Origin of the sequence: Acinetobacter pittii (genome assembly GCF_034067285.1) — a bacterium.
In the GTDB taxonomy this organism is placed as follows: Bacteria; Pseudomonadota; Gammaproteobacteria; order Pseudomonadales; family Moraxellaceae; genus Acinetobacter; species Acinetobacter pittii_E.
Map to the genome: position 1 here is coordinate 1369743 of NZ_CP139286.1, position 12241 is coordinate 1381983.

The following is a 12241-nucleotide window of genomic DNA, read 5'->3' on the forward strand; positions in this document are numbered from 1 at the left end:
AAATCTATAACTTTAAAAGAATTTGTTTATATAACTAAGACTATTATAAAACAGGAAATTGTAATGAAAAAAATACTTTTAACAGCATTGGCTGGATGTGCTTTATTAGGTAGTAATGCTGTGATGGCTAAACCAGATGCTGCTTTATTAAAAGAAGCGACAAAGAATGTAGTCGCAGTATCTAAAATAAAAACTTTAGCTGATGAAGCTGGGGTAACTTTAACAGGAACTATTGTAAAGCATATTGCTGGTGATCATTTTGAGCTCAAAGATGCAACTGGTTCCATCATTATTGATATCGATGATGACTTATGGAAGCCTTTACAGTTAAAAGCAGGGGATAAAGTCCGTGTGGTGGGAGAGGTAGATAAGCATAGAGTTAAACCTACCGATATTGAAGTTTTTCAGATTGAACGAGTTAAATAAAACAGTTTAATTTGCATAAATCGTATTCATCTTAATAAAAAGAAAACTCCTACTTTTAGGAGTTTTCTTTTAAAGACAATAACTTTCTATTATTGTGTCGCATTAAATGCCTCATGATATGCAACATTCGCTTTTGGAATATTGCCGGAGAAAGTTAGAGCTTGAAAATACTCACTCGGTACATCAGGCAGAATTAGCTCAGGATAATTTTTAAAACCAAATCTGTTGTAATAGCTTGGATCACCTAATAAAACACATCCTTGTGCTTCGAGTTTTTTTAATTTTTCCAATGATTTATTCATGAGGAGTGAGCCAATACCACGACCTTGTTTAGCGGGGTGAACAGAAATAGGACCTAAACCATACCAACCTATTTCACCTGAACTTATTTGAACGGGTGAAATGGCAACATGGCCAATAATAGAGCCATCTTCAATTGCCACTAGAGAAATAATGAGTTGACCGTGAGTTCTTAAACTATTAACAATAAAATGTTCGGTATGACTTGTGTGCTCAGCATTTTCAAAAGCTGCTTTTGTTAGTTTTTCTATCGCTTCAATATCTTTATCTTGCTCATCACGAATAATAATATTCATTAAAAAACTCTTCCAGATTTATTGATTAGCTATACGGCTTAACAGTTAGATAAGTTCTCTTTATTGGTTTTTGTCGAAATATCCATAAAAGAAATTTAAATATCTATTTAGATTTTAGTCTAAGTAATTCAATTATGATAGCTAACTCATATAAGCCTTATTTTTATTATTTTACCAAACGTTAAATTATTTTTAACTTTATTTATGCCATTCGTCAGAAAAATTAGATAACTATTTCATATAATTAATGCTATAAATTGATAGAGTTATCTAAATTAATTTTGTTTAATAAATATACTGATTGATAAAAAAGGCAACTTGGCTATATTCCATACATATATTGCAAAATCAGCAATATATTTCTAGGATGGAATAAAAATGAAAAAAAGAGTAATAAAAATAGCAATAGTGAGCTCATTATCTGTAATAACAAGCATGAGTTATGCGGAAGGATTTAAAAGATTCTCTGTATCTGCTGGATGGTTACATGTAATGCCACAAGGTAAAGCTAATCCGTTTAATATTAATACCGCTGTTAAAAATGGAACTGCTGCTAAAGTTGGCACTATTTCAACAACAAGCTTTTTAAACTCTGTTGATCCAAATGCCACAGAGGTAGATTTGGGCGGCGGAGTCTTTAATCAAAAAGAATTTCTAGACCTGGTTCTCAAAGAGAAGTCTATGCGAGAAATTATTCTTGATGCAGATGGCAATATTAAACCTGAAGTTTCAGGTATTGCGACGGTTCGAGGAATCGAAAACTGGCAACAAAATGATGCAGGGCTTGAAGTTGATGATGTAGATACGTTGGGATTAACCTTTAACTATTATCTGAATGATAATGTGTCTTTACAATTTATTGGCGGAATTCCACCTAAAGTGGACGTTAAAGGTAAAGGAGAAATCTTAGCGCCATTAAGTGGAGTCGCCATGTCTCCGTTTGACTTGGTAAAATACCTTTTTCCGAATGGGATTGCCTTGGGTCAAGCGATTCCAATTACTAACTTAGGAAATAAATCTAAAGCGGCATCTATTCGAGCCTGGACACCTACGATAGAAGCACAATACCAATTTGGTAGAAGCGGAGTAAATAAGTTTAGACCTTATATTGGTGCGGGCTTAATGTATGCTCATTTTAATGATATTAAACTTAATGATGGAATTCACTCTGATTTAGTCTCCGCAGGTCATATGATTCAAAATGTCTTAGATGGTAAAGCTGGAGCGGCTTTAGATCGAAAAGAGTCGAGCGGAAAAATGGTGGTTAATGTCGATACAGATGATGCAATAGCCCCTATTTTTACTGCTGGTTTTACCTATGATTTTAATGACTCATGGTATACGGTTGCTTCAGTATCATATGCAAAACTAAACAACAAAGCACAAATTGATGTAGTTAATCAAAATACTGGGACTCGCTTAATACATGCAACAACAAAAGTTGATATTGATCCGCTGATTACCTATTTAGGGGTAGGGTATCGATTCTAAGTTTTAAAAAAAGGTATCTCAGAATTAATAATATTAAATTTTTGAGATACCTTATTTGTTACTATTTATAAAAAACAACTATTACTTATTAAACTTATACATAAAGTAAAATTCTATAAAACTATTTTTAATATAATAATTTAAAAATATTTTGAGGGTTGGAAATTGAAAAAAATCATTAAAACTTTATTTTTAACATCATTAATCTCAATGACTTCATTTACTATTTATGCAAAAAATATTGAACAAAAAGTTAATTTTTTACAAGGTTCACCGCATACTAATTTAACTGGAAAATTTCAGGGCTATAATGATGTGCGGTATAGAATTTATGCAAAAAAAGGTCAAATATTAAAGTTTGATATTAATAGTCTTGGTAATTTAGCCTACATTAATATTTTTGCACCCGGAACAAAACCTGGTAAAGATACAGCATTATTGATTGGCTCAACAGTAGGTTTTAAAGGAGAGCTAATTTTACCAGCCGATGGTGATTATATTATTCAAGTTTATCAAATGCGTAATAGTGCCCGTAAAAATAAAACTGTGAAATATAATTTAGACCTTGAACTTTTAAATAAAGTAAAAAAATAAGAATTGATAAAATTTACTAGCTCTCAAATGAGAACTAGTAAATTTGCACAATAGTCTGAAAAAAACTATTCGGCTAATGTAAATGACTCACTTATACCGCAATTTTCTACAAACAATGGGTCGTGTGAAATGAGTAATACGGCGCCTTCATAACTCTGAATTGCATGAGCGAGTAACTCCTTAGATTCAATATCTAAGTGATTTTCGGGTTCATCTAATAACAGAAGTTCAGGTGTAGGTTTTATCTGACTAAGAGCCAATAAAGCTACTTTTAGTTTTTCACCACCACTTAGCTGAGACAGTAGTTGTGTACCTTTATCACCGCGGATTCGGAGTTGACCTAATAAATTCCGCCACTCGACTTCTGAAAGTTCATTATTCAGTTGAGTTAGATTGTTAATCACAGTCATCTCGTCACATAAAAAGCTAAAGTTCTGGTCGAGATAGAAACACCCTACAGATAAGTGGATGCTGTCACATGGCTGCTTGTTCTGTTCATAAATTGCTTTAAGCAAAGTTGACTTTCCAATGCCATTTTGTCCAGTTATGTGAATTTTTTGAGCAGCTTGTACAGCGAGATCAATGGGTCTTTGAGTTCCATGTTTCAGTTTAAGTTTTTTAATACGAAGTATTTCACCTGATTTCTTCTGAAAAGTTGGGAATACAAACTGTTGAGGTTTGACGGTTTCAAGAAGCATTTTCTTGTCTTTTAATTCATTTTGACTGTTCGAAATTTGTCGTTGATGTTGAGACTGTAGAGCGGCAATACTTTGGCCTGCTTGTTCCTTTTTAAAGTCGAGCAAAATTTTGGCTTGAGAATTTGATTCTCTTAATTTATTACCAGCACGCTCACGTTTTTGAGCTTTCATTAATACATCATGCTGCTTTTGCTTCATGTGTTTAACTTCACGTTGGTTTTGTTGAATGGATTGCTCCAGAGCAGCAATATTTATCTGATATTGCTCATAAAATTTTTCATAGTTTCCTGTGGTGTGATGTAGTCCATGTTCATTTAAATGATAAATATGGTCTACTTCATTTAATAAAGTCCGATCATGGCTAATAATCAGTCCACCTGCTGGGTGTTTTTTCAAATGATTAATTAACCATTGCCTAGATTCCTGATCTAGATGATTGCTAGGCTCATCAAGTAATAGATAGTGATCTGTTTTTAGAAATAAACAGCTTAAAGCTAACTTGGTTTTTTGACCTTCACTTAAATTTTTAACTGGAAAATCTAAATCTGTTGGTAAACCAGCATTTTCTAATAGGGTATTCCATAAGGTGGGTAAGTCCCATTTACCTTCTAATAAATCATAATCTTCAAAACTAGCATCACCTTGTTCGACTCTTTTAAAAGCCTGATAAATATTTAAGATATTTAATGCTTCGGCAATGGTCAGCGCCGTCAAACGATGTAATTGAGGTAAATATGCATGCTTCACATGCCAAGATATTTGGCCAGAAATAAAAATTGAATCTGCTGCAAGCGTCTCATTTAACATTTGCATAAGCAAAGATTTACCTTGGCCATTACGACCAATTAGTGCAGATACCTGATTTGATTCAAGACTAAAATTTAGATGCTTAAACATTACCTTTGAAGGGAATTCTAAGGTAAGTTGCGATATTACACATGCCTGTTGAGTCATAAAAAACCTCATAAATACAGGATGTACAAAATAGGAGAGTAATAATTTTTAGGAGAGATGGTAAATCACAAAAATAGTCTATTTTGCACATCAAAGAAAGAAAAAATTGATGAGAAAAAAGACTTACTTCATTGGCGTGACTCACAAAATTTGGGGGAATAATGAACTATTCTATAGAGGTTTTAGATAAGTGTAAAATTTCTAGGAGTTATTCTGTTAAAAAGCCCAATCATTAGATTGGGCTTTTGTCTTTCTAGGGTTTTACTCTTTTACGACTAAAACTTGAATTTTAGTGCTATTTAAAACATCTTGAGCAAAACTACCTAATATTAGTTTTTGGAAGCCTTTACGACCATGTGAACCAATCACAATCAAATCAGAACCTAAGTCTTCTACAGCTTTCAAAATACCATCTGAAGAAATTTCACCTTGGATAATTTGAGTCTCTGCATCAATACCTTCTTCTGCACATAAAGCTTTTACTTTAGCGAGAGTCTTTTCTGCATTGGCACGTGCTTCAACAAAATAATCTTTTACAACAGGTGAGATGTAATAAAAATCTACGCCACTAAAAGGGTCTACCGCAACCAAACTAATGGCGGTCAATTTACTACCAAATGCCTTTGCAATGTGGGCTGCCTGTCTAGCTGCTGCTAAAGAAATTTCAGAACCATCTACTGGTACAATAATATGTTGATAATTCATGATGTTATTCCTCTTATTTACAGTTGTTATATGTATGAAGCTTTTATTAATTAAAGATTAACATATTTCATTCTTTGGAGACATCTATTCAATTGAAAGTATTTGAAATTAAACAAAAACAATATAAATCATTATTTTGAATGAATTTTCTGCTTCACTGTAAATGGGTGACCACACTACAGAAGTAAATCTTTAATATTTACATGAAAATTACAAAAAATTACTATTCATATTTCTGTCACATAGAACCCGTATAACAAAATAGTAAATTTAGGGGGAGAAAGGAAGATGGCAGATTTAACAGCAAAGAAAGTAAATAAGCTCATTGAAGAGTTTCGTCAAACCGGTAAAGAACCCCAAAAATTAATCATTGGCTACAAAACTTATGCCAGACTCATGACGGAAGATAAATTTGCAGAAAAAGTTGTTCCTTCACTCGAAGATTCAAAAGAACGTTTATATAAAAATTTAAAAATTAAACTTGTAACTGAAAAACATTACTTTGAAATTCGTTAAAAATTATGTGAACTGCATCACTCGTTATTAAAACAAAGTAACACTAATTAAGTTTAATAACATGATTATTGTATGATGATACAAATTAATAGTGTAACCAACATTTGAAAACAGCAATCGTTTATAAACTCGATAAAATAAATTGCTTTTATTTTAAGTAGTGGAATAAATTGAAATGCCAACATTTAGTGTAATTATATTCTATATATTAGCTATATTAGGTGCTATAGCTATTATTTGTGGACTATTCAGTTTAAGTGTTTTTTTAATTGTCATTGGGTTAGGTGTATTATTTGCAGCATTACTATTAAAAAATGAGTTTAAAATAGATATTTTATTTTGGGAATAAATATAATATTTATCTTTAATTTAATTTTCATCGACTAGAAAAAGTATTTCAATATAACTGACATAAAAAGTGTCAGTTTTAAAATATTAAATTTAGATTTATTTTGATCAAAATAATTACAATAAAATATAAAAGTAGAAAATATTAAATTTATTTAAGTATTTAAAACTAAAAAAGATTCCTTTAGGATAAAATTAAAATTGTAAGAACGTTTTGATCTATTAAACAATAACAAAGTGAGGTGAGCATGTCTTATAAGTATGAGTATGCAGGGTTCTGGTTAAGATTTGGTGCAATGATTATTGATAGTCTGATTCTTTTTTTAGCAATTATTCCAGCGGCATGGATTTTTTATCGGGGAGATTATGACTTGGTTTTTGCTACTGGCTTAAGTAGTCAGCCACAAAATTATTTGTTCGATCTTATTGTGAACTATGCATTTCCTTTCTTGTATTCAGTTTTATGTTGGTTGTATTTTGCGGGAACACCTGGTAAACGTTTAATGCGATTAAAAGTTTTAGATGAAAAAACAGGCAATAAGCTCACTGTTATGCAAAGTATTATCCGCTACATTGGCTATATTCCATCAATTTTAGTGTTTGGCATTGGCCTTTTCTGGGTTGCATTTGATTCTAAAAAACAAGGGTGGCATGACAAAATGGCAAAAACAGTCGTAGTCAGAGAGCTATAAGAATTATGGCAAAGGCGTTCATAGCATTGAAAATAGCAGGCTATGAACGCTTTTTATTAGTTTCTTTTGGTTTTAAATTTAAGTATTACAAATACAAGGATACCGACAATTAATCCCCAAAATGCTGAACCAATACCGAAAAATTGAATACCCGAAGCACTACATAAAAAGGTAAATAATGCGGCTTCACGTTCTTCAACTTGAGCAAAGGCAATTGCAACGTTGTGGCTAATCGTACCAAGTAAAGCAATGCCTGCCAAAGCTACAATAAAAATGTGAGGAAATGACATCAATAAACTTGTGAGTGTTGCAGCAAACAAGCCCATTAAGATGTAGAAAAATCCGCAGCTCATGCCCGCAATATAGCGTTTGTTAGGGTCAGGATGAACTTGATCATCTAAGCTTACCGCAGCACTAATGGCAGCAATATTTACGGTGTAACAACCAAAAGGGGCAAGCAAAGCTTGAGTTAAACCTGTCCAGCCAATGAGTTGGTTAACGTGTGGTTTGTAACCATAACTTTTGATCATGGCAATTCCCGGTAAATATTGCGAGGCCATATTAATCACAAACAGTGGTAAAGCTAAGCCCAACAGTGCCGACCAACTAAAGTCTGGACTAATCCAAACAGGCTTTGCTAAAGACCACTGAAGTGTAGGCATATGAAATTCTAAAAAAACGGGGCAGAGGGCAATTCCTGCAATTGCGGTAAATACAATGCTATAACGCGGCCACAATCTTTTTGTAATGACATATATGCTAAGTAAGGACAAAATAAATGCCCAATCATTTTGTAAACTTGCGAAAAGTGAGATACCAAATTTGAGTAAGACTCCAGCAAGCATGGCACTGGTTAAGCTTTGAGGAATATATGACAAAGCTTTTTGAAAAATACCTGAAAAGCCCAAAATAGCAGTGAGTAAACCACCCACTAAAAAAGCACCAATCGCTTCATTTAAACTATATCCACTGCCTGTTGCCATAATTAAAGCAAGACCAGCGGTTGACCATGAAGTCGCTACGGGATACTTAAATTTCCAAGAAAGAATGAGTCCCGATAAGCCAATTCCTAGACCTAATGCCCAAAACCAAGAGGTAATCTGTTCAGGTGAAGCACCTAAAATTTGAGCCGCTTGAATGACTAAAACGGCCGAAACACTAATACCGATTAAAAAAGTAATAAAGCCAGCAAATACTGCCGGAATTGAAAAATCTTGAAGAATCTTTTGCATAATACGTGTTCTAAATCCAAGAAAAGTTTATAGGCTTCTGCCATTGCTTCCAGTTGGGGTGAATTTAACAATTTTTTTTAAGAAGGTGCTTTCTATTTTGAGCATAAAAAAGAAATAATATTTTTAAAATATTGAATAATGCTATTATTTATTTCGGAACTAATAATTAATTTGGGATATTATTTTATGGAAGAGCAAGCTGAAAATTTGACACCCCTTGAACTGAAAATTATGCGTGCTTTACAAGAAAATGGACGTTTAAGTAATGCTGAGTTGGCAAAACTTGTAGGCATTAGTACATCATCTTGTTGGAATCATACTCAGCGCCTTTTTAAGATTGGGGCCATCTTGGATGTTCGTGCTCGGATCAATCCCCATACCGTTCAACGTGGTACTGTGGTGTTAGTCGGTGTAGTTTTGGATCGTTCAACTCCTGATAGCTTTCAGGCTTTTGAACAAGCATCGGGTGATTTGGAAAATGTTTTAGAATGTTATCTGGTAGCTGGGGAAGTCGATTATTTTCTCAAAATCCGTGTTAAAGATTTAGCTGCGTTTAATCGATTTCATAGCGAAAAGATTATTGCTTTACCCGGAGTAAGACAAGTCAGAACATTTTTTGTGCTGAATGAAGTTAAAACAGATGGCATGCTGGCATTTTAATGGCTCATCATGCTTTAACTTTCTAATACAAAACTGATAGGGTAAAATGATTAAATCGTTGAAGTTGCTAGTTTTAAACCAAACCCAAAAAATAGAATTCCTACGAGAAAGATTCCGCTTGCTGCAATTTTATGGTTCTCTTTAAAAAATGCCGAGAGTTTGATGCCAGAGAAGATTAATGCAGTTAAATAACTAAAACTAATAATCTGTAAAATAATCGCTAAAATTAAAAAGCTCAGAGCAGGATAAGCGTAGTCTGGTTCAACAAATTGAACAAAGAAAGAGAGGAAAAATAAAATTGCTTTAGGATTGAGTAAACTGATACTAAGTGCTGTTTTATAAGGATGAATTTTATCTAAAGCGGGTAAATCGGCCATTTCTGGTTGACGTTGATTACGTTGTTTCCAGCGTTGAATACTGCCTTGTAATAGTTTAAAGCCTAAGTAAGAAAGATAAAGTGCACCTGTTAATTTAAGAATAACAAATACCCATGGAAAGGCTTTAAGTAAAGAAGCAGCACCAAGCACTGTACACAGCATTAAAATAAGGTCACCGGTGAAAATACCGAATGCACCCATATATCCGGTTTTAATGCCGTAACGTGAAGCAATTGACATCACATAAAGAGAATTGGGTCCGGGCAATAACACAATTAGGAATGTACCAATAATATATGTTGTTAAGTCTGTTATGCCGAACACGAGAAACCCAATAAAAAACCGATTTTTGTCATGATAACAAAAATCGGTGATTTTGTATGAAAAGTGCAGTTTTTTAAGATTTTATTTCCGCATCAATTCCAAAAGACTGACGTAACAAAAGGCTTAATTGGTCACGTGCTTTGATAAAGCCATCAACACCACCTTGTAAAAGCTGAAATGCCATTAAGTCATGGTTAAGTTCATCTTTAAAGCTTTGTTCATCTTGCGCTGGTCGAACAATCGCTTCTGCTTGTTTTGCTTGAGAGGCATCAAGTGCCGCATCAACTGTACGTGTATCTTGCTCAAGTTGGGTAAGTAAACTTGGTGAGATCGTAAGTAAATCACATCCAGCAAGACCAAGTACTTGGTCGATGCTACGGAAGCTTGCACCCATCACTTGAGTTGGAATGTTTTGCTGTTTGTAATAGGTATAGATTTTCTTCACTGATACAACACCTGGGTCTTTTTCGATTGGGTAAGCATCTACACCTTCAGCTTTTTTGTACCAATCTAAGATACGACCTACAAATGGCGAAATTAAAGTTACTTTTGCATCTGCACATGCTTGAGCTTGATGTAAACCGAAAAGGAGGGTGAGGTTACAAGCAATACCTTCAGCTTCTAATACTTTAGCAGCTTGAATACCTTCCCAAGTCGAAGCAATTTTAATCAGAATACGTGACTGATCAATCCCATAACCTTTGTAAAGTTCACATAATTCATGTGCTTTTTGAATAGTTGCTTCAGTGTCATATGAAAGTGCAGCATCCACTTCTGTTGAAACTCGGCCTTCGATCAGTTTTAAAATTTCTACACCAAATTTTACGGTTAGAATATCAATGGTTCTTTCGATTAATTCATCATTGGTATAGCCTTCTTCTTTGGCTTGATAATAAGCATCTTCAATGAGCTCTTTACTTTCTGGTTGTTCTGCTGCTGCCGTAATCAATGAAGGATTAGTCGTCGCGTCTAATGGACGGAATTTACGAATTGCATCAAGGTCACTACTGTCGGCAACAACGGTCGTTAATGTTTTTAATTGGTCAAGTGCTGTATGAGTCATTGATATTCAACATCTTCAGTAATAAATCTTATGTTTTCTTTATAGCACAAAGTCTATTCATGCTGTCGATATATCAATTGTTATCTTTCAAAGAAAAACGTTTAGGTTCTGCATCTAAATTGAAATAATTTTAAGGCACCTGTTGCATTCTTTGCGTACGGATATACTCAATGAGATATCTAGCAGCGGCACCAAGTTCACTTTCCCGGCTCCAAACCAAGTCGACATAATATTCAAAGCGTGGAGTGAAATCCAATAAATCCAATACTTTAAGTTTATTTTTTAATTCAGGGTTTTCTTTAAACATTTCTTGAGGAAGAACACCCCAACCTAGATTACGTAAAATCATTAAACAAGCAGAGTGGTGGTTGTCTGTACGCCAATAATGTTTTGAAAAAAGTAATTCAGGCTTTAAAGTCTCATCACGACTTGCGACTACAATTTGTCGTGTAGTGAGGATCTGCTCATAAGAAACCTGATTTTGGCTGGCTAGAGGATGGTTATTTGAAATGACTGGAATTAGAGCCTCACGTTTTAGTTCTACAAATTGTTCTCTATTATCTAAGTTCTCGCGTTCAAACATCAGTGCAAGTTGGGCAGACCCGTCCAATAGCATTTGGAGCGCATCTTCTTGAGGGGCAGACACAATATTAATTTGTAAGTCTGGAAAGCGGTTCTCTAAAAGACAAATATAGTCAGTCCAATTGGTATGTAAGAGTTCAGAGACAATCACTATAGTTAAATTAGCTTCTAACCCTGTACTTAATGCATGAGCATGTTGTTTCCATTGATTCATCTCAATCAAAAGCTGAGATGTCTTTTCATATAAAACTCGTGCTTCGTCAGTAGGAATAGGTTCACGGCCTTTACGGTCAAATAATGTTAAGTTCAGATCAATTTCTAAGTTGGCAATAGACATGCTTACAGCCGAAGGAACTTTGCCAAGTTTACGGGCTGCTGCAGAAAAAGAGCCAGTTTCAATCACAGCTTGAAACATGAGTAGTTGTTCTTGATTAATATTCATCTGTCAAAAAAACTGAAAGAACCTGATTGGATTAATCAATATTATAAAAATAAAATGCACATTATCCAAGTAATTATTGAGTATTTAAAAATGTTGATTTCCAAGAGAAGACTCATTCATGCAATCAGTTATGAAGGAATTTTATTGGTCATCATTGCGATTGCATTAAGTTTTATTTTTGATATGCCGATGGAAGTGACCGGAACACTCGGTGTGTTTATGGCGGTGGTTTCAGTTTTCTGGAATATGATTTTTAACCATTATTTCGAAAAAGTAGAGCATAAATATAATTGGGAAAGAACGATCCCTGTACGGATTTTACATGCGATTGGTTTTGAAGGCGGTTTGCTGATTGCGACTGTACCGATGATCGCCTATATGATGCAGATGAGTGTTATTGATGCATTTATTTTAGATATTGGCTTAACCTTATGTATTTTGGTTTATACCTTTATTTTTCAGTGGTGTTATGACTATATCGAAGATAAATTTTTCCCCGATGCTAAAGCTGCATCACTTCATTAAGCTAATCTATTGAAAT

At 34.0% G+C, this 12241-nt stretch carries 15 protein-coding genes and 1 pseudogene; 9 read left to right on the forward strand and 7 right to left on the reverse strand.

The window, feature by feature from the left end:
• The first annotated feature begins 63 nt into the window (after window positions 1-63).
• Complete coding sequence (locus SOI81_RS06470; protein ID WP_320541411.1) at window positions 64-426, forward strand: NirD/YgiW/YdeI family stress tolerance protein; 363 nt, start codon at window positions 64-66, stop codon at window positions 424-426.
• An 89-nt stretch (window positions 427-515) separates the two neighbouring features.
• Here the strand turns inward: SOI81_RS06470 and yhbS are convergent, their stop codons facing one another.
• Window positions 516-1022 carry an N-acetyltransferase gene (gene yhbS / locus SOI81_RS06475; RefSeq protein WP_320541412.1) on the reverse strand — a complete coding sequence of 169 codons (507 nt, stop codon included), beginning with the start codon at window positions 1020-1022 and terminating at the stop codon, window positions 516-518.
• A gap of 378 nt (window positions 1023-1400) precedes the next feature.
• Between yhbS and SOI81_RS06480 the strand changes: the two genes are divergently transcribed.
• From SOI81_RS06480 to SOI81_RS06490, 3 genes and pseudogenes are all read left to right on the forward strand, one after another.
• Window positions 1401-2513 carry an OmpW/AlkL family protein gene (locus SOI81_RS06480; RefSeq protein WP_239975313.1) on the forward strand — a complete coding sequence of 371 codons (1113 nt, stop codon included), beginning with the start codon at window positions 1401-1403 and terminating at the stop codon, window positions 2511-2513.
• Window positions 2514-2558: 45 nt separating this feature from the next.
• Window positions 2559-2657 (forward strand): annotated as a pseudogene (locus SOI81_RS06485) (hypothetical protein); the annotation flags it as partial.
• A gap of 21 nt (window positions 2658-2678) precedes the next feature.
• Window positions 2679-3107, forward strand: a complete 429-nt coding sequence (locus SOI81_RS06490; RefSeq protein ID WP_239975315.1) for a PPC domain-containing protein — start codon at window positions 2679-2681, stop codon at window positions 3105-3107.
• A 65-nt stretch (window positions 3108-3172) separates the two neighbouring features.
• Here SOI81_RS06490 and SOI81_RS06495 read toward each other — a convergent pair whose 3' ends face one another.
• Window positions 3173-4759, reverse strand: coding sequence for an ATP-binding cassette domain-containing protein (locus SOI81_RS06495; RefSeq protein WP_320541413.1), 1587 nt, complete (start codon window positions 4757-4759; stop codon window positions 3173-3175).
• Window positions 4760-5020: 261 nt separating this feature from the next.
• Window positions 5021-5464 (reverse strand): universal stress protein, encoded by a 444-nt coding sequence (locus SOI81_RS06500; protein ID WP_002115225.1) that lies wholly within the window; start codon window positions 5462-5464, stop codon window positions 5021-5023.
• A 288-nt stretch (window positions 5465-5752) separates the two neighbouring features.
• Here SOI81_RS06500 and SOI81_RS06505 point away from each other — a divergent pair, with 288 nt between their 5' ends.
• The 3 genes from SOI81_RS06505 to SOI81_RS06515 all read left to right on the forward strand — a co-directional run bounded on the left by SOI81_RS06505 (window position 5753) and on the right by SOI81_RS06515 (window position 7020).
• Window positions 5753-5980 carry a hypothetical protein gene (locus SOI81_RS06505; protein ID WP_224991271.1) on the forward strand — a complete coding sequence of 76 codons (228 nt, stop codon included), beginning with the start codon at window positions 5753-5755 and terminating at the stop codon, window positions 5978-5980.
• A gap of 175 nt (window positions 5981-6155) precedes the next feature.
• Window positions 6156-6329, forward strand: a complete 174-nt coding sequence (locus SOI81_RS06510; protein WP_016140660.1) for a hypothetical protein — start codon at window positions 6156-6158, stop codon at window positions 6327-6329.
• A 247-nt stretch (window positions 6330-6576) separates the two neighbouring features.
• Entirely contained in the window at window positions 6577-7020 is a 444-nt protein-coding gene (locus tag SOI81_RS06515) for an RDD family protein (RefSeq protein WP_016140661.1), read from the forward strand.
• A gap of 56 nt (window positions 7021-7076) precedes the next feature.
• On the opposite strand, the gene SOI81_RS06520 is transcribed toward SOI81_RS06515, so the two are convergent.
• Window positions 7077-8252 (reverse strand): benzoate/H(+) symporter BenE family transporter, encoded by a 1176-nt coding sequence (locus SOI81_RS06520; RefSeq protein ID WP_224991270.1) that lies wholly within the window; start codon window positions 8250-8252, stop codon window positions 7077-7079.
• 186 nt (window positions 8253-8438) lie between these two features.
• Here SOI81_RS06520 and SOI81_RS06525 point away from each other — a divergent pair, with 186 nt between their 5' ends.
• The gene (locus SOI81_RS06525; RefSeq protein ID WP_320541414.1) at window positions 8439-8912 is read left to right on the forward strand and encodes an Lrp/AsnC family transcriptional regulator; all 474 of its coding nucleotides are present in this window, start codon (window positions 8439-8441) and stop codon (window positions 8910-8912) included.
• 50 nt (window positions 8913-8962) lie between these two features.
• On the opposite strand, the gene leuE is transcribed toward SOI81_RS06525, so the two are convergent.
• The 3 genes from leuE to yahB form a co-directional block, all read right to left on the reverse strand.
• Complete coding sequence (gene leuE / locus SOI81_RS06530) at window positions 8963-9613, reverse strand: leucine efflux protein LeuE (protein ID WP_016140664.1); 651 nt, start codon at window positions 9611-9613, stop codon at window positions 8963-8965.
• A 73-nt stretch (window positions 9614-9686) separates the two neighbouring features.
• Entirely contained in the window at window positions 9687-10676 is a 990-nt protein-coding gene (tal, locus tag SOI81_RS06535) for a transaldolase (RefSeq protein WP_016140665.1), read from the reverse strand.
• Between the two features lie 130 nt (window positions 10677-10806).
• Entirely contained in the window at window positions 10807-11700 is an 894-nt protein-coding gene (gene yahB / locus SOI81_RS06540) for a LysR family transcriptional regulator (RefSeq protein ID WP_016140666.1), read from the reverse strand.
• Between the two features lie 90 nt (window positions 11701-11790).
• Between yahB and aceI the strand changes: the two genes are divergently transcribed.
• Window positions 11791-12225: a chlorhexidine efflux PACE transporter AceI gene (gene aceI, locus SOI81_RS06545; RefSeq protein WP_016140667.1), complete on the forward strand. Its 435-nt coding sequence runs from the start codon at window positions 11791-11793 to the stop codon at window positions 12223-12225.
• Window positions 12226-12241 lie beyond the last annotated feature (16 nt).

Excerpts from the sequence above, each read along its gene's own strand:
- SOI81_RS06500 (WP_002115225.1), bottom strand. The coding sequence starts at position 5,464 with ATGAATTATCAACATATTATTGTACCAGTAGATGGTTCTGAAATTTCT.
- SOI81_RS06505 (WP_224991271.1), top strand. The coding sequence starts at position 5,753 with ATGGCAGATTTAACAGCAAAGAAAGTAAATAAGCTCATTGAAGAGTTT.
- SOI81_RS06480 (WP_239975313.1), top strand. The coding sequence starts at position 1,401 with ATGAAAAAAAGAGTAATAAAAATAGCAATAGTGAGCTCATTATCTGTA.
- tal (WP_016140665.1), bottom strand. The coding sequence starts at position 10,676 with ATGACTCATACAGCACTTGACCAATTAAAAACATTAACGACCGTTGTT.
- SOI81_RS06525 (WP_320541414.1), top strand. The coding sequence starts at position 8,439 with ATGGAAGAGCAAGCTGAAAATTTGACACCCCTTGAACTGAAAATTATG.
- SOI81_RS06495 (WP_320541413.1), bottom strand. The coding sequence starts at position 4,759 with ATGACTCAACAGGCATGTGTAATATCGCAACTTACCTTAGAATTCCCT.
- SOI81_RS06515 (WP_016140661.1), top strand. The coding sequence starts at position 6,577 with ATGTCTTATAAGTATGAGTATGCAGGGTTCTGGTTAAGATTTGGTGCA.
- SOI81_RS06520 (WP_224991270.1), bottom strand. The coding sequence starts at position 8,252 with ATGCAAAAGATTCTTCAAGATTTTTCAATTCCGGCAGTATTTGCTGGC.
- aceI (WP_016140667.1), top strand. The coding sequence starts at position 11,791 with ATGTTGATTTCCAAGAGAAGACTCATTCATGCAATCAGTTATGAAGGA.
- yhbS (WP_320541412.1), bottom strand. The coding sequence starts at position 1,022 with ATGAATATTATTATTCGTGATGAGCAAGATAAAGATATTGAAGCGATA.
- SOI81_RS06470 (WP_320541411.1), top strand. The coding sequence starts at position 64 with ATGAAAAAAATACTTTTAACAGCATTGGCTGGATGTGCTTTATTAGGT.
- yahB (WP_016140666.1), bottom strand. The coding sequence starts at position 11,700 with ATGAATATTAATCAAGAACAACTACTCATGTTTCAAGCTGTGATTGAA.
- SOI81_RS06510 (WP_016140660.1), top strand. The coding sequence starts at position 6,156 with ATGCCAACATTTAGTGTAATTATATTCTATATATTAGCTATATTAGGT.